15 protein-coding genes, 1 tRNA gene and 4 pseudogenes are annotated in these 21,503 nt (G+C 66.6%); 17 read left to right on the top strand and 3 right to left on the bottom strand.

Annotated features, from left to right (window positions below; genetic code table 11):
• The 4 genes from FHX50_RS11030 to FHX50_RS11015 all read left to right on the top strand — a co-directional run.
• The coding region (locus tag FHX50_RS11030) for a hypothetical protein (protein ID WP_221187349.1) at positions 1–1,405 on the top strand (1,405 nt) is incomplete at its 5' end.
• 314 nt (positions 1,406–1,719) lie between these two features.
• The gene (locus FHX50_RS11025; RefSeq protein WP_222842926.1) at positions 1,720–2,001 is read left to right on the top strand and encodes a DUF6112 family protein; all 282 of its coding nucleotides are present in this window, start codon (positions 1,720–1,722) and stop codon (positions 1,999–2,001) included.
• 46 nt (positions 2,002–2,047) lie between these two features.
• The gene (locus FHX50_RS11020) at positions 2,048–3,559 is read left to right on the top strand and encodes a conjugal transfer protein TrbL (RefSeq protein WP_183377229.1); all 1,512 of its coding nucleotides are present in this window, start codon (positions 2,048–2,050) and stop codon (positions 3,557–3,559) included.
• The gene (locus FHX50_RS11015) at positions 3,556–5,043 is read left to right on the top strand and encodes an SCO6880 family protein (RefSeq protein WP_183377228.1); all 1,488 of its coding nucleotides are present in this window, start codon (positions 3,556–3,558) and stop codon (positions 5,041–5,043) included. Before FHX50_RS11020 ends, FHX50_RS11015 begins: the two co-directional genes overlap by 4 nt.
• Here the strand turns inward: FHX50_RS11015 and FHX50_RS11010 are convergent.
• A complete protein-coding gene (locus FHX50_RS11010) occupies positions 5,020–6,300 on the bottom strand; it encodes an AbiH family protein (RefSeq protein ID WP_183377227.1) in 1,281 nt (426 codons plus the stop codon). The genes FHX50_RS11015 and FHX50_RS11010 overlap by 24 nt on opposite strands.
• A 117-nt stretch (positions 6,301–6,417) precedes the next feature.
• On the opposite strand from FHX50_RS11010, the gene FHX50_RS11005 reads away from it, so the two are divergent.
• From FHX50_RS11005 to FHX50_RS12465, 9 genes and pseudogenes are all read left to right on the top strand, one after another.
• Positions 6,418–7,200: a hypothetical protein gene (locus FHX50_RS11005; RefSeq protein WP_183377226.1), complete on the top strand. Its 783-nt coding sequence runs from the start codon at positions 6,418–6,420 to the stop codon at positions 7,198–7,200.
• Positions 7,197–8,681, top strand: a complete 1,485-nt coding sequence (locus tag FHX50_RS11000; RefSeq protein ID WP_183377225.1) for an ATP-binding protein — start codon at positions 7,197–7,199, stop codon at positions 8,679–8,681. Before FHX50_RS11005 ends, FHX50_RS11000 begins: the two co-directional genes overlap by 4 nt.
• A 573-nt stretch (positions 8,682–9,254) precedes the next feature.
• On the top strand, positions 9,255–9,536 hold the full coding sequence (locus FHX50_RS10995) for a hypothetical protein (RefSeq protein WP_425485180.1): 282 nt from the start codon (positions 9,255–9,257) through the stop codon (positions 9,534–9,536).
• Between the two features lie 16 nt (positions 9,537–9,552).
• Positions 9,553–10,439 (top strand): annotated as a pseudogene (locus FHX50_RS10990) (IS5 family transposase).
• Between the two features lie 20 nt (positions 10,440–10,459).
• Positions 10,460–11,958 (top strand): annotated as a pseudogene (locus FHX50_RS10985) (type IV secretory system conjugative DNA transfer family protein); the annotation flags it as partial.
• A gap of 84 nt (positions 11,959–12,042) precedes the next feature.
• Positions 12,043–12,492, top strand: coding sequence for a single-stranded DNA-binding protein (locus FHX50_RS10980; RefSeq protein ID WP_183377224.1), 450 nt, complete (start codon positions 12,043–12,045; stop codon positions 12,490–12,492).
• 16 nt (positions 12,493–12,508) lie between these two features.
• A complete protein-coding gene (locus tag FHX50_RS10975; protein WP_221187348.1) occupies positions 12,509–13,129 on the top strand; it encodes a hypothetical protein in 621 nt (206 codons plus the stop codon).
• Positions 13,130–13,131: 2 nt separating this feature from the next.
• Positions 13,132–13,329, top strand: a complete 198-nt coding sequence (locus FHX50_RS10970; RefSeq protein ID WP_183377223.1) for a hypothetical protein — start codon at positions 13,132–13,134, stop codon at positions 13,327–13,329.
• A 144-nt stretch (positions 13,330–13,473) separates the two neighbouring features.
• A pseudogene (locus FHX50_RS12465) lies at positions 13,474–14,556 on the top strand (recombinase family protein); the annotation flags it as partial.
• A 601-nt stretch (positions 14,557–15,157) separates the two neighbouring features.
• Here FHX50_RS12465 and FHX50_RS10955 read toward each other — a convergent pair.
• Positions 15,158–15,230: transfer RNA gene (locus tag FHX50_RS10955), tRNA-Ala, on the bottom strand.
• Between the two features lie 168 nt (positions 15,231–15,398).
• Here FHX50_RS10955 and FHX50_RS10950 point away from each other — a divergent pair.
• The 4 genes from FHX50_RS10950 (at position 15,399) to dnaB (ending at position 20,790) form a co-directional block, all read left to right on the top strand.
• Positions 15,399–15,602 carry a hypothetical protein gene (locus tag FHX50_RS10950; protein WP_183377222.1) on the top strand — a complete coding sequence of 68 codons (204 nt, stop codon included), beginning with the start codon at positions 15,399–15,401 and terminating at the stop codon, positions 15,600–15,602.
• Positions 15,592–17,907 (top strand): heavy metal translocating P-type ATPase, encoded by a 2,316-nt coding sequence (locus FHX50_RS10945; RefSeq protein ID WP_183377221.1) that lies wholly within the window; start codon positions 15,592–15,594, stop codon positions 17,905–17,907. The genes FHX50_RS10950 and FHX50_RS10945 overlap by 11 nt, the downstream gene beginning before the upstream one ends.
• Before the next feature lie 82 nt (positions 17,908–17,989).
• Positions 17,990–19,393, top strand: a complete 1,404-nt coding sequence (locus tag FHX50_RS10940) for a pyridoxal phosphate-dependent decarboxylase family protein (protein ID WP_343064098.1) — start codon at positions 17,990–17,992, stop codon at positions 19,391–19,393.
• A gap of 38 nt (positions 19,394–19,431) precedes the next feature.
• Positions 19,432–20,790 carry a replicative DNA helicase gene (dnaB, locus tag FHX50_RS10935; protein WP_183377219.1) on the top strand — a complete coding sequence of 453 codons (1,359 nt, stop codon included), beginning with the start codon at positions 19,432–19,434 and terminating at the stop codon, positions 20,788–20,790.
• A 239-nt stretch (positions 20,791–21,029) separates the two neighbouring features.
• On the opposite strand, the pseudogene FHX50_RS10930 reads toward dnaB, so the two are convergent.
• A pseudogene (locus tag FHX50_RS10930) lies at positions 21,030–21,503 on the bottom strand (Fic family protein); the annotation flags it as partial.

Raw genomic sequence — 21,503 nt, 5'->3', positions numbered from 1 at the left:
TGACAGCCCTGAAACCTTGACCTTGGCCAGTGTGTCTATGCACAACTTCGCACAGTTGGCCTTCATCACCTCGCAGGCTGCGATCGCCCGCCTCTGGTCACGCGTGGCCTTCCAGGTCCGGCAGGACCAGCTGGAGTTGGTTCGCGACCATGCGACGTGGGTACAGATGCAGCTTCAAACCCTATCCGTGATTGCCATGACTGCCGCGCGTCTTCATAAGACTGAGGAGGTTGTCGAAGTCGCGCTCTTCTCCGAAACAGTGTTGCAAATGGGCAACGAGGAAACTCTGTGCGATGTGGCAACCCAAAATGCGTTGCGCACGATCCGGGATGTATTGCATTTGTGCCTGCCCGACTCCAGTCCGGGTCGCGCTCGCCGCGCACTAAAGGCGCTAGACGCCTTGGTGCCTCTAGGAGCACCTGAACCAGCAGTGAGCGGGGCAGGAAACACTCTACTCAACAAGCTTCACACCGAAAGAATGACAGCGCTCCTGCTGGTGGAGCGCAGTGCCTGGCAGGCCGGGGTGGATACCGTGCTGAGCGCCGCGAACCAAGCTCTGGAGGAAGGAGCCCTCGTCGATCAATTGGTGGATGGCCTTCTTGACGTGGGGCTTGAACTGATGATCGAAGCAAGTAAGCGTCCGCTGGAAACCCCCGAGCTTCTCATTGCTTCAGCTGTGCGGCTCGTGGTGTGGCTGGATGAAAATTCCGCTGCGCTAGACGAGAGCAATCACCAGTACCGCTTTGCGATCCTGAGGGCCTTCACGGAGGAGGGCCCCGGGCCGCTCTCCGACGTAATTGGGAAACTGCCGCCTCCCAAGCAGCGCACGCACCAGTTGGATGCTTGGGCCCAACTGGGAATGATCCTGCGAGAACAGCGCGAATCCATGCGCTACCGCAAGATCTTCAGCAATCCGCCACCATCCGTTTCCGTTACGCACAGTATCGATGGGGGCGACCAACTCAACGTCTGGTGGCGAGACACCGGACCCGCGGCACCCGAGCTTTGGGTGCACGCGCCAGCAATTGTCACCGTCAGCTCTTCGGGCCGCATCGACCCAGTCCGTCAAGGAATGGAGCGCGCAGGACTTCCGGAAGTCGCTCACGACGAACCGCCGCAGCCCACCCCTGGCTGGCTAGCCCGACTCACCACGGACGGGATCAACATCCTTGACGCGAAAGGCACCCCCTGGGTAGCCGTCGAGGATATTCCACCCCAGATCATGGAAAAAATTTGCGCCCATGGGGGCTTGACGCTCATCTACGCAGATTTGGCAATTACTCATTCCACAGATCCGCGTCTGAGTGGCTGGATTTCCCTGGCCACCAGAAAGAACCAGTCATGCACGGACAATCAGAACTCTTTGACGCCTTGGTGGCGCAAAATCTTCGGTTGGCTTTTCTAGCCGCCTTTTGCGGATGCCGTTCTGACGTAACCGTCCAGGGCCAATGACAAGATCAACCGCGAAGGAGCTCGGCCGGATAGTTCGTGAGCTGACCGCTGATGACGGAGTCTCACTCAGAGATTGCTAGCCAGCATGGGCCAGCCTCACCGGCAGACTTGCGTGCGCGCACCTGGGCCCGGCCATACCCGCGCACCTGACAGGCAGACCCAACCAAGGGCCCGCCCGCAGCAGCGGGACGGCCGTCTGCTTCGAAGGAGCTTGCTGTGTTTGATTTGATGAGCTGTGTTGTGCCGAATCTGTCGACTCTGCCGGTGATGCTGCCGATGGAGGTGGACATCACGCCGAATGATGATGGGCTGCCGGGGATCGCGCAGCTGCGCAACATCGTGGGGGCGGTGATGACGATCGGGCTGATCCTGTCGGTGCTGGCGCTGATCATCTCCGCGATCGTGTGGGGCTTCGGCGCGAACTCCTCCAACCCGCACCTGGCCGGCCGCGGCAAGGTCGGCGTCCTGGTCTCGTGCGGGGCAGCGATCATCTGCGGTGCCGCGGTCACGCTGATCAACTTCTTCTGGAACGTCGGCCAGTCCGTCTAACCCCCTACCCAACCATTCCAACCCGCGTGTGTGAGGAGTGAATGCGGTGGGTGTGTGTGATCTGCCCGTCATCTCAGGTGTCTGCGAAACCGCTGGTGAGGCTGCCGCCTCACTGGTGTCGGCCCCGTTCGACTGGCTCGCCCAGGCCATGGGCTCGGCCGCGGGCTGGTTGTTCGAGGCCGTGTGGAACGTCTTTGACGCCACCACCCTGGTCGACATCACCAGTACCGGCTACCTGTCGGTCTACAACCTGCTGTTCGGCATCGCGGTGTTCGTGATGCTGCTGTTCTTCTGCCTACAACTCATCACCGGCCTCATCAGACGTGACCCCACGGCCCTCACCCGGGCCGCCCTCGGCCTCGCCAAGAGCGTGTTGGGGTCGTTTGTGGTGATCACCCTGACCGGGCTGCTGTTGGAGGTGGTCGACCAGCTGTGTGTCGGGATCGTCCAAGCCGCCGGCGAGACCACCGAATCGATGGGCGAGAAGATCACGATCCTCGCCGGCGGACTGACCGCGATCAATATCTCCGCCCCCGGGGTGGGGGCGATCATCACGATCTTCCTCGCCGGTCTCGCGATCGGCTCCGCGGCAATCGTGTGGCTGTCGCTGCTGGTGCGCAAGGCTCTGCTGCTGGTCGCGATCGTGTTCGCACCCCTGGCCCTGTCTGGCTCGTCGTGGGATGCCACGAGGGGGTGGATCAGCAAGTGGGCGATGTTCGTGGTCGCGCTGATCTGTTCCAAGCTCGTGTTGGTGGTGATGTTCCTGGTTGCGATCACCCAGGTCGCCGCGCCGATTGATGGGGACTTGTCCTCGATCAGTGACCCGCTGGCCGGGGTGGTGCTGATGGCGATGGCCGCGTTCGCCCCCTACCTGACGTATCGGTTCATCAGCTTCGTCGGGTTCGACATGTACCACGCGATCGGCGCCGAACAAGACGCCAAGAACTCTCTCAACCGCCCCATCCCCCTGCCCGACCGGCAACTGGGCAACCCCCAGCAGGTCCTCGACGGCAGTGGCGGTGACAGCAACGGTGGTGGTGGGAAGCAGCCGGCGAAACCGAGTACCCCGAACCCCTCGGCCTCCCAGGGCAGTGCCGAAGCTGGTGCTGGAACTGGCGGAGCAGCTGGATCCGGGGCTTCCGGGTCGGGTGCGGCATCGGGTGGGTCTGCTGCCGCTGCGGGTCCTGCTGCGGCTGCGGTGGTCGGGGTGCAGGTGGCCAAGGACGCTGCCACCGCGGGCCCGAAAGCCGGCGCCGAGGTGGGTCAGCAGGCCGAGACCGCGGCAGACGCCGCCGACCACACCCCAAGCCCCAACGGAGGCGGAGGCAATGGTGGGATTACTCCGCCGGCGCCTGTACCCGGTGAGACGCCGCCACAGCAGGGCACACCACCTGCCAGCGGGGAGCCCACCCCGCCCAGCACCCCAAGCTCACAGCCACCGGGATCGTCTTCACCGGGTGCGGGTGAGCAGGTGGCACCGTCCGCGCCGGTGCCGAACCCGCCGCCCGCCGACAATCCGCCACCGCCGTCGAGTGCTGGGAAGGAGCCGCAGTCATGAGCCGCCGCACCAAGAACAACAGCCACGACCTGGAGGCGACCGGTTCGGAGTTGGTGCCGGTGAAGTTCTCCCGGCTCACCCGGCGCGGCATCCTGCTTGGCCTGTCCGCGGCTCAGCTGGTCACTGTCGGGATCGCGATCGCCACCATCATCACCGCCCTGTATGCCGGGGGCGGGATGTGGCTGGCCTACACCGCCCCCATCTGGGCCACCGCCCTCCTCCTCACCTGGGTCCCTGTCGCTGGACGCCCGGTCATCGAGTGGGTGCCCGTGGCCGGCTGGTGGGTCTACCGCACCACCATCGGCCAACTCCTCTACCGGCGTCGCATCGTCACCCCACGCCCCGCCGGAACCCTCGCCCTGCCCGGCGACCAAGCCCGGCTGCGCGAGTACGAGGATCCGACCACGGGGGCGGGCATGATCCACGACCCCCACCAGAACACGCTCACGGTGGTGTGCGAGATCACCCACCCCGCGTTCGTGCTCCTCGACCCCGCCGAACAAGAACGACGCGTCACCGCCTGGGGCCGCGTCCTGGCCACCGTCTGCCGCTCCGGCAGGATCGCCACCCTGCAGATCCTGGAACGCACCCTGCCCGACTCCGGCACCGGACTGGCCGAATGGTGGACCACCCACGGCCAGCCCGAGGACACGAGCTGGGCTGCCACCACCTACGCCGAACTCATCGACCGCGCCGGCCCCGCCGGCGAACGCCACGCCACCACCCTCTCCCTATCCCTCGACATGAGAAACGCGGCGCGGCAGATCCGCACCGCCGGCGGCGGTATCCGCGGCGCCGCCGCCGTCCTGCGCCAAGAGATGAACACCCTCACCGCCGCGCTCCGCTCAGCCGACCTCACCCCATCCGGGTGGCTCACCCCCGGCCAGATCGCTGTCATCCTGCGCTCGGCCTACGACCCCGCCATCGCCGCCACCCTGGAACGCCACGGCCAGATCGGCCACGACCTCGCCACCGCCGGACCGGTCGCAGTCAACGAAACCTGGAGTCGTATCCGCACCGACTCCGCCCACCACGCCGTGCTGTGGATCAGCGAATGGCCCCGCTCCATGGTCTACCCCGGATTCCTCTCACCCATCCTGCTCTCCAACGGGATCCAACGGTCGTTCTCCCTGATCTGCACCCCCATGCGCTCCGACCAGGCCGCCCGCGACATCCGCAAGAAGAAAGTCGAGCACATCTCCGACCAAGCCCAACGCGCCAAAATCGGGCAGATCGAAGACGCCTCCCAGACGGCTGAGTACCACGATGTCCTCCAGCAAGAAGCCGACCTCACCGCCGGCCACGGCATCCTGCGCTACACCGGCCTGATCACCATCACCGCCACCACGATCGAAGACCTCGACGCCCACGTCGCCGCCCTCGAACAAGCCGCCATCCAAGCCAACTGCGAAACCCGACTCCTCGCAGGACAACAAGCCAAAGCCTTCACTGCCGCAGCTCTACCCCTGTGTCGGCAGGTGTGAAGGAACGCCGTGTCGGCGCGTATTCAGGAAAGTACGAGGAGTCTCGTCGTCATAAATGATTACGTGGATGCGGTCTAAGACTTCTTGGCGCCAGCCTGCCTCCAAAGGAACCGATGCTGCTTCCAGGAACTTCTCCTTCACTGATTCGACTGTGTGCCCGTCACTGTCTTGGCGGCGATAGATGATGAGTTCTGCAGACTCTTCAACTACCTCGCCAGGAGAAAATCGGTGAGCATCCGAGCACGTCTGCCGTTTCGTTACCCTGAGAGAACGAACTATGTTGCGCCACCACCAGCCATCACTCTCTCCCAGCGAACAGCCGAAGATAATAAAGAGGTCGGCCTGCGTAAAGTGATTACGATATAGGGCATGAGCCTGAGACCAGTAGGGTTTCTTGAGGTGATCAGCTGGGGTGCGGGTCTTCTTGTAGTCATCCTCAGCGTCAACACCAAACAGCAACGACCTTGGGGTACTCAGAACTCCATGCGGATGAACTACGTCACTGGTGACATATCCAGAGTACCCCAGGTCGGGCTCCCGCCCAGGGCGCCAGAACCCTCGTGGATCATTCTTGAACAGAAAGTTCGTATCAACAGTGGAGTGCTTAAGAGGGTCGAACTGCCTCTGATCAAGATAGATGTAGTTATCCAGAAGCGTGGTGTAGTTGAAGTTCACGAACAGGAAGTTGAAAAGGTGGTAGTGGTCAATCCGGGCCGGGAAATGCAGCAATTTGAAGCGCTGCTCATCCGAGAAGTCTCGCAGGAACTCAGACAGACTGGTGTGCCCCCACTTAAAATCTCGAGCATCGGCACCAATCTTATCCAAGAGGCTGCTCGGGGCAACAATTTGCAGGAATTGAGCAAAGGCGGCCTGAATGTCTTGCAAATCCTCGAAGAATTCCCTCGCCTGACCTGGATCCTTTTTTAGGGCAGCAGCGACAGCGGCTTCGACATCACTCCAGTTGGAGTGACCGCCATACATCCGATGCCACTTCAGCTCCTCGTTCATATGGCAGAAGATCGCGTTATCGGAGTCGAAGTTTCGCATCGTTAGATAGTGAAAGAAGGGCTCATAGCGCGAATCCACGGGCTGCGAATAGTCATGTAGCGCTTGAATGTCGAATCCGTTACCGACCAACACCATAATATTGTGCTGTCTGCGCAGCCGGTCAAATTCATCAGGCGTGAATCTAGTGAATCCGGGGCCTGTTCCATTCTGCTTCGGGTCGCCGCTGCTCGCACCTTCGATCCACGACATGTTGTCCCCTCGCTGTAGTTCTGAAATCAAGGCTAGCAACATGGTCTGAGACTTCGGGGAAGTTCTTGCGCACCTCCCTCGTAGGCAATCCGCCGCTGCGTAGAGAGGACTGTTGGGATGGCGACGTTTGTTGATCCGGTTGCGGATGGTGCTGAGGCCTATGAGGGGTTGCGTGGGTTGGCGCACGCGACTCGCGCGTTTGAGGATCCGGCTCACACGTATCGGGTGTTGGGTGAGGTGTCGGGGTCGGTGCGGCTGTTGCGGCAGGTGTTGGACCAGCTGTCTCGTGTTCATGCTGATCACCGCGACATCGCGTTCACCGACGACCGCGCGCCGGCGGAGGCTGTGGCGTTGGCGGCGGCTGATGAGTTGCATCAGGCCGCCGACGGGCTGGATGAGGTTGCTGATCGGGTGATGCGCGCGCACGAAGCCTCTGGTCGGATCGCCTGGCACACCAGCCCTGGGCCCGAGCGTTCGCGGCGGTGGGTGAATGTGGTGTTCCTCCAGGGCAGTGAGGCCGATGAGGTGCTGGAGCTGATTGATGTGGAGGGGGTGCAGGCGGGGATTGCACATCTGGCGCAGTGGGATTTCGGCGACGAAACCACTGGCGCGGCGTTCGTGAACGGTGAGGTGTACGACGAGCTGCCGGGCGGGCAGTGGGATCGCAGCTTCGAGGCCGACGGGTATGTGCTGACCTACAATCCGCAGATGGGGTATGTCGGGCTGGTCCGCGAACACCCCGACACCACACCCACACCCGACGAGGAGGAGGTCGTCGCTGCACGGGACGCGTTCAGCGGTGTCACCTCTGAGTCTCCGCGTCGTGCGGCCGAGGGCACAGATTGGTTCGCGCCCAAAGCGGGTGGCGCAACGTCGTCTTCGGTGGGGCAGTCGCTGTGAGCGGCGAGAAGGAACGGCTGCACGCTGCGGTGTTGGTGTCCCCGGCCGCGGAGCGGCGCAAGGCCCGTAAGGCTCGTCGTCAGGCTGCGGCCCGGTTGCAGGCTGAGCAGGCCAGGGTCGAGCGGGAGGCGGCGAAGGCGAAAGCTGCCGCGGAGCGGGAGGAGCGTAGGTCGACGACGTTTCTGCCGGCGGCGGGTGAGGCGGGGCCGGCGGCGTTGCGGTCTCCGGGCCGGTTGCGGTTGCCGCGGCATCAGGACACCTCGGCCACGTTGGCCGGGGCGTATCCGTTCATGGCCGAAGGCGGTCTGGGGTCGGATGGGGTGTTCGTCGGTCAGGACCTGTATTCGGGTGGCAGTTTCGTCTACGACCCGTGGGTCCTCTACGCCCGCGGGATCATCACCGCCCCGAACCTGGTGCTCGCGGGGATCGTCGGATCGGGCAAGTCGTCGTTGGCGAAGTCGCTGTATACGCGGTCGTTGCCGTTCGGGCGCCGCGTCTACGTCCCCGGCGACCCCAAGGGCGAACACACCGCGGTCGCCGAAGCGGTGGGTGGGAAGGCGATCGTGCTCGGCCACGGCCTCCACACCCGGTTGAACCCACTCGATGAGGGCCACCGCCCCGGTGGGCTCACCGACCAGGAGTGGGCGAGCACCGTCGCCTCCCGACGCCGTGACCTGATCGGCGCGCTGGCCGAAACAGTGCTGGCGCGGGGGCTGACGCCGTTGGAGCACACCGCGATCGACCTCGCCCTGACCGCGACGGTGGCGGAGAACGAGGTGCCGATCCTGCCGATGGTCGTCGACCACATCCTCACCCCCAGCCACGACCCCGACGGGCGCCTTGCCGAGGACGGGCGCCTGGTCGGCCACGCGCTGCGACGCCTGGTCGCCGGTGACCTCGCCGGCCTGTTCGACGGCCCATCCACCGTGGCCTTCGACCCGGATCTGCCGATGATCAGCCTGGACCTGTCCCGGGTGACCGAGAACTCCACCCTCATCAGCGTGTTGATGACCTGCAGCTCAGCGTGGATGGAATCCGCGCTATTGGACCCGAACGGTGGGCAGCGGTGGGTGATCTACGACGAGGCCTGGCGACTGATGTCCCATCCAGCGTTGTTGAAGCGGATGGACGCGCATTGGCGTCTGGCCCGGCATTACGGGATCGCGAACATGCTGATCTTCCACAAACTCTCCGACCTCGACAACGTCGGCGACGAAGGCTCCGCCATGCGCTCGCTGGCCAACAGTCTGTTGGCGAATGCGGAGACGCGGATCGTCTACCGCCAGGAATCCGACCAGCTCGGCCCCACCGCCACCGCCCTCGGCCTGACCGGCACCGAACAGACCCTGCTGCCGAACCTTGGCGTGGGTCAGGGGCTGTGGCGGATCAAGAACCGCTCGTTCGTGATCCAGCACCAGCTCCACCCCGGCGAGCTGGAGCTGTTCGACACCAGCCGCCGTCTCACCGCAGGAGTCAAGTAATGCCCAAGCTTCCCGCCCTGAGACACCGCCGCAACGACACGAGCGAGGCAGTGCCGGTGGTGTTGCGGCACGTGGTCATCACCGTCGACACCACCGGGACCCTGGCTGTGGCCGTGGACCAGCGCCCGCATCTTCCACCGGCGGGTGAGGTATGGGGTCGGGGTGACTTCGCGGCCATCCTTGATGACCTCACCGAGCACCGCTGCGTTCCCGTGCGGGTGGATGTGTATGAGTCCGACGGGAGTCACTTCACCGACATCATCCACGCCCACCGACCACGCCGCACCCCCGAACCCGAACCGGACACGCGGCCCCTACTGGTCCAGAAGCTGCCGCTGATGGCTTTGAACCTGAGGAAGCGACTCGGGCAGTGGAATCGGAGCGGTTGGTGGGGTTTTTGCCCGGTGAAACGGTGCTCGTCGCCCAGGTCAGCGAGGAAGTGGCGGCTGATGAGAACGGCACCATCACCCCACCCGACACTGCCTTGGGTCCGGTGGTGGTGGTTGGGCGGGCCTCTGGGACCGTGATCGTGCAGGGGGCGTCGTGAGTGCGCAGCAGCGGCAGAGTGGGTCGATGGGTGAGGAACTGACCAACGCCGCCCTCATCGGCCTCATCGCCCTGTTCCTCCTCACCCTCGTCCTCCGCGCGGCCGGGTCGGTCGCCGCGTTCCTCACCGGAGCACCCCAGCCCACAGCGAGCTGGGCCGCCGGCACCGGCGTGCTGTTCAACCCCGGCAACCCCGCAGTCGCGTTGGGGGCCCCGGGACTCAGCCCGGTCATCTACTGGGTCACCACCGCGGTGGCCCTGCCTGGACTAGGCCCTGTCCTGCGAATGTTCTTGGCATGTGTCCGGTAATGTCCGGGTTGTGGGTGTGGGGCGTGGTGAGCTGACTGACACGGCGTGGGCGCGGATCGAGCCGCTGCTGCCGGTCGCGACCGGGCGTGGTGGGCGCTGGCGTGATCACCGGCAGGTGATCAACGCGATCTTGTGGCGGCTGCGCACCGGGGCGCCGTGGCGCGACGTGCCGGCCAAGTACGGCCCATGGAAGACGGCGCACGAGCGGTTGCGGTTGTGGACCGCGGACGGTACCTGGGACAAGATCTTGGACCACGTGCAGGTCAAGGACGACGCGGTCGGGAAGGTCGAGTGGGTGTTCTCGGTCGACTCCACGCACGTGCGGGCTCATCACCATGCGGCGGGAGCCCGCAAAAAGGGGGCTGTCAGACAGGGTGGGTCAACGATCTCGCCCTCGCGGGTGAGGCACTCGGCCGCTCGCGCGGCGGACTGACGACCAAGATCCACCTCGCCACGGACGGGCGCGGACTGCCGATGAGCGTGATCCTCACGCCCGGCCAGGCCGGGGACAACCCGCAGCTGGTGCCGTTGCTGGAGCAGGTCGCCGTGAAGCGTGACGGGCCGGGTCGGCCGCGCAAGCGTCCGGACCGGGTGCTCGCCGACAGGGCGTACTCGAGCCCCTCGACCCGGCGAGCGATGCGCGCCCGGGGCATCGCGTTCACCAGTCCAGAGAAGGCCGACCACGCCGGCCACCGGCTACGTCGGGGCAGCCGAGGCGGGCGCCCGCCCGCGTTCGACACCGAGATCTACAAGGGCCGCAACGTCGTCGAGCGCTGCTTCAACCGGCTCAAGCAGTTCCGCGCGCTGGCCACCCGCTTCACCAAACGCGCCGCCTACTACCGCTCCGAACTCACCATCGCCGCGATCATCCTCTGGCTCCGCGATTCACCGGACACGCCCTAGTCGCGCTCAGCGGCTGGGGATGGGTCGCCTGGCGGCGTCGCTCCCACGCTCAGGAGGTGGATCCGCATCGGTTGGCGGGGATCGCGACGCGGCACGAGGTCGCCCAGGTCGCCTCAGAGAAGGCCCTGCTGAAACGGGCCTCGACGTTGCGGCCGTCGCTGCAGGACCCGGCCCCGAGTGAGGTGGGGTATCGGCTCGGGACGTCGAAAGGGGTTGGGGTGTGGGCGAGTGTGGAGGACTCGATCCTGCTGATCGGCCCACCCCGCTCAGGCAAGGGACTGCACATCGTCATCCCCGCCATCCTCGACGCCCCCGGCCCCGTCGTCACCACCAGCACGCGCCCCGACAACCTCACCGCCACTCTCCGCGCCCGGCAGCGCCGTGGCCCGGTGGCGGTGTTCGACCCCCAGCACCTGGCCGAAGGACTCCCGGCGGGGATGCGCTGGTCACCCGTCCGCGGCTGTGAGGACCCGCTCACAGCGATGATCCGTGCGACCGGCCTGGCTTCTGCCACCGGATTGTCGGCCGGTGGAGTCGAGTCAGGTGGGTTCTGGGAAGGCAAGACCCGCACCGCCCTCCAAGCCCTCCTCCACGCCGCCGCGTTGGACTCTCGAAAGCCGGCGGACTTGTTTCGGTGGACCCTCGACCCGCCGCCGCAGCCGAAGCCGTCGCGATCCTCACCAACCACCCCTACGCGGCAGCTGGGTGGTCCGATTCTCTCGGGGCGATGATCGACGCCGACCCCAAAACCCGTGACTCCATCTGGCAAGGCGTCGCCCTCGCCCTCGGCGCCCTCGCCGACCCCCGTGTGCTCGACGCGGTCACACCACGCGACAACGAGACCCCATTCGATCCCGAGGCCTTCCTGCGCGAGTCCGGGACCCTCTACCTGCTGGCCACAGGTGCTGGTGCCGGGGCGTCCGCGGCGTTGGTGGCGGCGTTCTTCGAAGACCTCATCGAAACCGCCCGCCGCCTCGCTGCCCGCTCACCCGGCGCACGGCTCGACCCACCCCTGCTGCTCGCTCTCGATGAGATCGGGAACCTCGCGCCCCTGCCGTCCCTGCCCACGTTGATGGCAGAAGGCGGCGGCACCGGCATCACCACACTGCCCGTCCTCCAAACACTTGCCCAGGCACGCGACAAGTGGTCCGAACACCAAGCCGGCGCGATCTGGGACGCCGCCATCGTGAAACTCATCCTCGGCGGCGCCTCCAACAGCCGCGACCTCCAAGACCTCACCACCCTCATCGGTGAACGCGACGAATACACCGACTCCGTCACGCTCGGTGACCACGGCACCAGGTCGAATCAGCGCTCCGTGCGGCGGGTGCCGATCCTGCCACCGGACCGTATCCGCACCCTCCCGTTCGGCACCGGCGTCACCCTGCTCCGCTCCGCGCCGCCGATCATCACCGACCTGACCGCCTGGCCCACCCGTCCCGACGCCGACACCCTCAAGCGGGATCGTCGTGAACTGGAACAGCTTCTCCAGGTCGGACCTGCAGCGCAGGACGAGTAGCCCGGGGCGGTCGGTGCACCTGACCGGTACCAGCAGTCCACACCACCAGCGGGCTGCAGTCCACGAGTTGAGAGGTACCGCGTCATGGCCATCCGCACCCAGGAATCCCTGTCCGGGTTCATCGCATCCGATCCGCAGCTGACCTACACCGAACGCGGCGATGCCCGCTTCTGCGCCCGCTTCGGGCAGGAGAACTTCCAGCGCGAAGAAGACGGCACCTTCACCAAACTGGAGCCCTCCTTCGGAAACCTCGTGCTCTACCGCGCCACCGCCGAACGCGCCTTCGAACGCTTCACCAAAGGCGACCAGTTCGTCGCCGAAGGCTACGCCCACGACTACACCTACGAACGCGACGGACAGACCGTCGCCGGCGAGGAGTTCGTCGCCAAGAAGATCGGCCACGACACCGCCCGCACCCGCTACGACGTCGACCGCACACCCCGCCACGCCATGAACCGCGACGCCGCGGGGCAGGCCTTCGAACCACCCCAGCACCACCAGGCCACGCCCGCTGCCGACAGCCTCAGCATGTGACCCAGGCGGACCGAACATGAACACACACGGCCCCGATCCCGACGACCAGTACGACGACCCCGGCATCCTCGACGACCACCCCCACACCCCCGACACCAACGCGCTGCCCGAACCACCGCACCCGATCAACTGGAACCTCCTATCGGCGCAGCATCTGGAAGCCGAACTGCTGGAGCTGAACCGGTGGGTCGACTGGCTCCGCCACACCTACGGCCTACCCGCCTCAGTCATCCCGTCCTACTGGCACCGCCACCCCGAACTTCTGTGGGAACTGTCCGCCCTGCACCTGCACTGGCTATGCGCCTACGACCCCGAACAAAACGGCTCCGCACCCCTAGGATGGCACCGAGACTTCGCCGAAGCCCGCCACCGCCTCCGTGACTGGGTCACCGCCTCCGGCACCCGCCTGGACCGCGACCGACCCACCCGACAGACCACCTGGCCCGGCGAAGAACCCCAACCCACCCACGACGAGTCCGTCATCACCGACCGAGACGCCGACTTCGTCCAATACGTCATCGACCAAGTCAACGAACGACAGGCTGCCGAAGACGCCTTCTACGCCAGCCTGGATGACCGGATCGACCCGGCGACCGATGAGGTTCGCGACGATGTTCTGGGTCCTGAAGGTGGATGAGGATGGTGCGCCGGTATCACCGCACCGCGGCCCGCGTCGAGGCGGATCGGCCCCTGCGCGTGCGGTATGAGCCGCGTGAGGAGATCGATGTCGCGAAGGTTGGGGAGGTGTTGATCCGGATCGCGCTGCGCACCGCCGGCGACCAGCCCGTCGGGCAGTCCGGCGCCCATCTTCGTCGCCTGCTCGCAGCCGAACGCTAAAGTGGGTCCACATCAAGTTTCGGCGCTGTTGGCACCTACTCTTGCTAAGCCCCGTTCGCGGGGTGTTCTTTTCGACTCTGACGTGACCGCCTCCGGCGCCCCACCCGCCCCCAGACATGTGGGGGCCTGTGAAAGGCGGTCACCATGACACTCGATCAACTCTCCGGCCTCGACATCTCAGGCCTTCGACGCCTCGCCCGCACCACACCAAGCCCAGACACCACAGCGTCCGGGAGTGAAGGGAAGGTGGCGGCGATCAGCTACCTGCGGGTCTCCACCAAGGATCAGGCCACCCGCAATGGGCTGGAAGAGGGCCTGTCGATCCCGGCCCAGCGCGAAGCCGCGCAGCGCAAGGCCAAACAGCTCGGTGCGGTCATCATCAAGGAGTTCATCGAGCCAGGCGAGTCAGCCAAGACCGCCCAACGACGCGCGCTCCAAGAGATGCTCGACTACGCGACCACGCATCCGGTTCGGTACTGCATCATCAACAAGGTCGACCGCCTCGCCCGCAACCGGCTAGATGACGCCAAGATCCACGCCGCGCTGCGGGATGCGAACATCAGCCTGGTCTCGGTCACCGAGAACATCGACGAGACCCCCTCAGGGATGCTCATGCACGGCATCCTGGCCTCCATGGCCGAGTTCTACTCGCTGAACCTGGCCCAGGAAGTCCTCAAAGGCATGACCCAGAAGGCCGCGATCGGCGGCACCCCCACCAAAGCCCCTCTGGGCTACCTCAACGTCCGCACCACCGACGCCCGAGGACGCGAGTCCCGCGAGATCGAGATCGACCCCGAACGCGCCGACCTCGTCCGTTTCGCGTTCACCGCCTACGCCACCGGGGACTGGTCCCTGTCGCGCCTGGCCAAGGAACTCACAGCCCGCGGCCTGACCACCCGGTCCACCCCCTCGCAGCCGGCCAAGCCAGTCACCACGACCGGGCTGCACAAGATCCTGACCAACTCCTATTACCAGGGCACCGTCACCTTCCGCGGCGTCGCCTACGACGGCACCCACGAGCCCCTCGTCGACGCCGAGACGTGGCTGCGGGTCCAAACCAACCTCGACGCCAACAACGCCCGCGGCGAACGACCCCAGAAGTACGACCACTACCTCAAAGGCACCCTGTACTGCGCCTGCGGAGCCAAGCTCATGCTCGAACGCCCCCGCGACAAGTCCGGGGACCGCTACGAGTACTTCACCTGCTCCGGACGACGCCGCAAGACCACCAACTGCACCCGATCCGCGATCCTCGCCGAACGCGCCGAAGCCGAGATCGAACGCACCTACCAGCGCAACTCCCTGACCCAGACCCAGGCTGAGCACGTCCGGAAGGTCCTCAACGACGTGTTCGACCAACTCGAAGAATCCAGCGAGGACGAACGCAAGCTCCTGACCGCCCAGCGCGACAAACTCGAAGCCGAACGCCTCAAACTCGTCCAAGCCCACTACGCCGACGCGATCCCCCTCGACCTCCTCAAAAGCGAACAAGACCGCATCCGCGCCAGCCTCGACCAGATCAACACACGGCTCGACAACCTCACCGACACCTACGCCGAGGCCCGAACAGGCGTGGACCAGCTCACTGAACTCCTGGTCGACCTCGACGACCTCTACAACAAGTGCGAACCAGCCGAACGACGCATCCTCAACCGCGCCCTGTTCACCCGCATCACCATCGACGACGAAGAAAACGCCACCTACACTCCCGAGCAGACCACAGCCAGCGTCCTCGCCCACACCAGCATCGATGCCCCGGCCCACGTCACCGCAGAAACAAAACTGCCCCGCCATCGGGCGGGGCAAGTTTCGATTTTCTCATCTTACGTGGAGCTAAGGGGAGTCGAACCCCTGACCTCGTCGATGCGAACGACGCGCTCTACCAGCTGAGCTATAGCCCCGAGTAGAAGCACCGTAGCACCCGGCCGGACTCCTCGGCATCTCAGCGGAACACGCGTGTGCACGACGCCATGGAATGTGACCTTCGCCCTTGTTTGATACCCCTGAGGGGTATAGTGTCGATGGTGTCACCGACTCGTGGCGCCCAAGCGCGCCGGAAGGAGAAGCCCATGAGCACCCCAGCGCGACTCGGGATCTACGCGCTGATCCTCGCCGCCGTGTTCGCACTCTCCGCCCTCCTCGGCTCCTGGCTCATCCCCGACTCCGTGGTGGACGACTGGACGCACAGCGCCGCTGCCTCCGCCCCAGTCGCCGCAGCACCCGTCGGCCTCACCACCCCCAGCGCAGCGGAAGGAGCCCACCATGTCCGTTGACACTCCCCTCAGCAGCGGCACGAAGTTCGTTGAGCTCGCAGTCGGCGGCATGACCTGCGCGTCCTGCGCCAACCGCATCGAGAAGAAGCTCAACAAGGTCGAGGGCGCCAGCGCCACCGTCAACTACGCCACCGAGAAGGCGCGGATCGAAGTCCCGGAGGACATGGACCCGCAGGACCTCATCGCCGTGGTCGAGAAGACTGGCTACTCCGCGACCCTCCCGCAGCCGAAGGCCGCCCCCGCCAGCGCGGGGGAGGGGGCCGACGGCCCCCAGGCATCCGTCGGCGCCGCCGCCTCCGACCCCGTCGAGGCGCGGGAGGAAGCAGAGCTCGCCTCCCTCAAGCAGCGCCTCATCGGCTCCGCGGTCCTCGGCATCCCCGTGATCCTCATGGCGATGATCCCGGCGCTCCAGTTCGACTTCTGGGGGTTCGCTTCCCTTGTCCTCGCCGCACCTGTCGTGGTGTGGGCCGGCTGGCCGTTCCACCGCGCCACCTGGGCGAACCTCAAACAGGGCGCCGCCACCATGGACACCCTCATCTCCGTGGGCACCAGCGCCGCCCTCCTCTGGTCGATCGTGGCGCTGTTCTTCGGCACCGCCGGTGACCGTGGCACCCGCCACGAATTCGCGATCACCCTGTCGCACGGCAGCGGCCTGGACTCCATCTACCTGGAGGTCGCCGCCGGCGTCGTCTTCTTCCTGCTGCTCGGCCGCTACTTCGAGAAGCGGTCCAAGCGCCGCGCCGGTGACGCGATGCGCGCCCTCATGGAACTCGGCGCGAAGGACGTCACCGTTCTGCGCGACGGCCGCGAGCACACCATCCCGATCGAGCAGCTCACCGTGGGGGAGGAGTTCATCGTTCGCCCCGGTGAGAAGGTCGCAACCGACGGCGTCGTCACCTCCGGCACCTCCGCGATCGACGCCTCCATGCTCACCGGTGAATCCCTGCCCGTGGAGGTCGGCGAGGGCGACACCGTCACCGGCGCCACGGTGAACGCGGGCGGTCGCCTCGTGGTGCGCGCGACCCGCGTCGGCTCCGACACGCAGCTCGCCCAGATGGCGCGCATGGTGGAGGACGCCCAGTCCGGCAAGGCCGAGATCCAGCGCCTCGCCGACCGCGTCTCCGGCGTGTTCGTGCCCGTGGTGATCGCGGTCGCCGTCGGCGTCCTCGGCTTCTGGATCGGCGCGGGCTTCCCCCTCGCCGCCGGATTCACCGCCGCTGTTGCGGTGCTCATCATCGCCTGCCCGTGCGCCCTCGGCCTCGCCACCCCCACGGCGCTGCTGGTCGGCACCGGCCGCGGCGCCCAGCTCGGCATCCTCATCAAGGGCCCCGAAATCCTCGAATCCACCCGGCAGGTGGACACGGTCGTGCTCGACAAGACCGGCACCGTCACCACCGGCACCATGACCCTCCACCAGGTCGCCGCGGCCGACGGAACCAGCCGTGACGAGGTCCTCGCCGCCGCCGGCGGACTCGAGGCCTACAGTGAGCACCCCATCGCCCGCGCCATCGCCGACGGGGCCGCCGACCAGCTCGGCACCCTCCCCACCCCGAGCGACTTCGAGAACGTGGAGGGCAGGGGCGTGCGCGGCGTCATCGATGGACGCACCGTCGCGGTCGGCCGCGACGCGTTCCTCACCGACGAGGGCATGCGGATCCCCGCCGAGGTCGCCGACGCGAAGAAAGCAACCGAAGCGGAGGGCCGCACCGCGGTGGTGGTCGGCTGGGACGGCGCCGCCCGCGGCGTCCTCGTGGTGTCCGACGAAATCAAGGACACCAGCGACGAGGCGATCGCCCAGTTCCGCAGTCTCGGCCTGCAGCCGGTGCTGCTCACCGGTGACAACCGCAGCGTCGCCGAGCAGGTCGCTGCCGAGGTCGGCATCGACGAGGTCATCGCCGAGGTCCTCCCGCAGGACAAGGTCGATGTGGTCTCCCGCCTGCAGGGCGAGGGACGGGTCGTGGCGATGGTCGGCGACGGCGTCAACGACGCCCCCGCACTCGCTCAGGCCGATCTGGGCCTGGCCATGGGCACCGGCACCGATGTGGCGATCGAAGCCTCGGACATCACGCTGGTGCGCGGGGACCTGCGCGCCGCGGCCGACGCGATCCGCCTGTCCCGCCGCACCCTTGGCACGATCAGGACGAACCTCTTCTGGGCGTTCTTCTACAACGTGCTCGCGATCCCGGTGGCCGCGCTGGGGCTGCTGAACCCGATGCTGGCTGGCGCGGCGATGGCGCTGTCGAGCGTGCTCGTGGTGACGAACAGTCTGCGCCTGCGCGCCTTCCGCGCCGCCTCCACCGACTGACCGGCCCCCGTCGGGCCGCCGCTGATCCACACCCGCTGAAAACCGTGCCGCACTGTTCCGGTCCGTGAGACAATCGGCAACCGTGAGCAACTCGAACACTGACAAGTACCCGCGCCCGGTGTCCTCCGTGTGGGGCGATGAGACCGCCGCTGTCGACGCCGCCCAGAACTGGGCGCGCCGCCACACCGCGCTGGCGAACGACCCGAAGTCCACCGCCAGGCAGGCCGAATCCCTCGCCGCCGACGTCGGCGCCACCATCACCGAGGACGGCATCGGCCACGCCGAAGCGATGCGCATCTTCGACGAAGTGCTCCACCCCGCCACCCGCTCCGCCGACGACCCGATGAACCTCGCCTACATCCCCGGCGCTCCGACCCGCGCTTCCGTCGCGTTCGACTTCGTGGTGTCCGCCGCGAACGTCTTCGGCGGCATCTGGGAAGGCGGCGCCGGCGCCATCTTCGCCGAGAACCAGGTCCTCGACTGGCTGATGGACCTCGCCGGCTGGCCCGACGGCGGCGCCGGCTGCTTCGTCGCGGGCGGCACCGCCGGCAACCTGTCCGCGCTCGCCACCGCCCGGCAGCGTGCGAAGACTAAGTGGGAGGCCGACGGGCGCTACCCGAACGGCCGGCCGCCGGAGGGCTTCGCCATCGCCTGCGCCACCAGCGCCCACTCCTCCATCCGCTCCAACGCGTCCCTGCTCGACTGCGAAGTCGTCACCGTGGAGCTCGACGAGCAGGGCCGGCTGTCCGGCGACAACCTCGCCCCTGTGCTCGATGAGCACCCGAACGTGTTCGCCGTCGTCGCCTCCGGCGGCACCACCAACGCCGGTATCGTCGATGACCTCGCGTCCGTCGTGCGGGTCGCGCACGAGCGCGGCCTCTGGGTGCACATGGACGGGGCGTACGGCGCAGCGGCGCTTGCGGCCCCGTCGGTGCGTCACCGCTTCGAGGGGATCGAGGAGGTCGACTCCTTCATCGTGGACCCCCACAAGTGGCTGTTCGCGCCGTACGACTGCTGCGCGCTGCTGTACCGCGACCCCACGTTCGCGTACCAGGCGCACGCCCAGCACGCCGAGTACCTCGACCAGATCGTGCGGACGGACGTCAACCCGTCGGACCTCGCGGCGCATCTGTCGCGCCGCACCCGCGGGCTGCCGCTCTGGTATTCCCTCGCCACGCACGGCACCGCGAAGTACACGGCCGCGATCGAGCGGACGCTGGAGATCTGCCGCGAGGTGACCGACGGGATCCGCGCCGCCGACCACCTCGAGGTGGTGGTGGAGCCGCAGCTGTCCGTGGTGGTGTTCCGCCGCGTCGGCTGGGGCCCGGAGCAGTACACCGCCTGGTCGGAGCGACTTGCTCACGACGGTCAGATGCTGTGCGTGCCCACGAAGCACGAAGGTGAGACACTCCTTCGGCTCGTGTTCACCAACCCGGATACGGACCCGGGGCGTGTTCTTGAGCTGCTGAACACGACAATGGACTGACGCGCCGCGACGGCGCACCGGCGGGGGAGGATGCATCAATGAGCACGAACCAGGTGTACGAGCCCGGCAGCGACCCGGGCATGGACCGCCTGCCGCCGCAGGACCTCGAAGCGGAGCGCGGTGTCCTCGGCGGCATGATGCTGTCCAAGGACGCGATCGCGGACGTGGTGGAGCGGGTGCGCTCGGGCGACTTCTACCGCCCCGCGCACGAGCTCATCTACGAAGCGATCATCGACCTGTACGGCCGCGGCGAACCGGCGGACCTCCTCACCGTGTCCGATGAGCTCTCCAAGCGCGGCGAACTGCAGCGCATCGGCGGCTCCGCGTACCTTGCGGACCTCATCGACATGGTGCCCACCGCCGCCAACGCCGGCTACTACGCCGACATCGTCGCGGAGCGCTCCACCCTGCGGAAGCTCGTGGAGGCCGGGACCCGCATCGTGCAGCTCGGCTACGCCACCGAAGGCGGCGAGGTCGACGCGGTCGTCAACGAAGCGCAGGCGCAGATCTACGCCGTGACCGAGCGCGGCGCCTCCGAGGACTTCGTGCCGCTGGCGGAGACCATTGAGGAAACGGTGGACACGATCGAGGCGGTGCAGGGCCGCGGCGGCGAAGTGTCCGGCATCCCCACGGGGTTTCAGCAGTTCGATGAGCTCACCCAGGGGCTGCACGGCGGCCAGATGATCATCTTCGCCGGCCGACCCGCGATGGGTAAGACCACGCTCGGCATGGATGTGCTGCGCTCCGCGTCCATCCACAACGGGAAGACCTCCGTCATCTTCTCCCTGGAGATGGACCGCACGGAGATCACGATGCGTCTGCTGAGTGCGGAGGCGCAGGTGCCGATGAGCCGCATGCGCGACGGCACGATGGATGACCGGGACTGGCAGAACCTCGCCCGCGCCATGGGCCGCATCTCGGACGCGCCCCTGTTCATGGACGATTCGGCGAACATGACGCTGATGGAGATCCGCGCGAAGTGCCGCCGACTGAAGCAGAAGCACGATCTGCAGCTCGTGGTGATCGACTACCTGCAGCTGATGAGCTCCGGCAAGCGGGTGGAGTCCCGTCAGCAGGAGGTGTCGGAGTTCTCCCGTGCCCTCAAGCTCCTCGCGAAGGAGATCGAGGTGCCGGTGATCGCGATCTCGCAGCTGAACCGCGGCAGCGAACAGCGCACGGACAAGACCCCGATGATGAGCGACCTGCGCGAGTCCGGGTCGATCGAGCAGGACGCGGACCTGATCGTGCTGATCCACCGCGAGGACTACTACGAGAAGGAGTCGCCGCGCGCCGGCGAGGCGGACCTGATCGTGGCGAAGCACCGCAACGGCGCCACCGCGACGATCCCGGTGGCGTTCGAGGGGCACTATTCGCGGTTCAAGGACATGGCGCAGTAGGCGCCAGCGCGGTGTTCGTACACCCCCGCCTGCGGCCCTCTACCAATGTCGGCCTCTGGTGCGGCCCTTCTTCAGTGCCTCTACCTGCGGAAACGTAGGATCGCGTCTACATCCTCGAAAGGCCTCGTATATTTTTGGTATGAATGATCGTCTGGAGATCCGGGTGCCGGCGATCCCCGTCAACTCCCCTTGGGCGGCGCGTCGAAGCGCCTAGCTGAATGCGCAACAGGCGGCGGCGCTCACCGCCCCTCGGGCGGCAGGGCAGGCACCTTCCAGCTCGGGGGCGAGACCGCGGTATCGAACGCGGGGCTGGCAAGGGCGCGCTCGCGCACGGTGATCAGGTTCAGGACATCAGGCGACATGTAGGCCCGGTTCCCCCGCCCAATGGAGACGGTGGACAGGATGCCGTACTCAGCGAGCTCGCTCAGGGCGCTCGCGGCGCCCGACAGGGACGTGCCGTGCATGCGGACCACAGTCGCGGGCGTCAGGATTGGGGTCCCGGGGAGGCCCTCGAGCACCATCAGCACCGCTGATGTGCGCCTCGGTGCCCGGACCCGGCCCGCGCGGCGTCGCCCCTCTTCGAGCATGCTCTGCCACTCGTTGCGCAACTGGGTGAGTTCGCGCTCCAGCACCAGCGCCTGCTCAGCTGCGTGGCCGACAGCATCAGCGAACACAGTGACCCACCGATTGATCCCCGCAACACCTTCCGGTGA

It is taken from the genome of Helcobacillus massiliensis (assembly GCF_014191425.1).
Lineage (GTDB): Bacteria > Actinomycetota > Actinomycetes > Actinomycetales > Dermabacteraceae > Helcobacillus > Helcobacillus massiliensis.
This window is presented reverse-complemented; position numbering and strand designations above follow the sequence as displayed.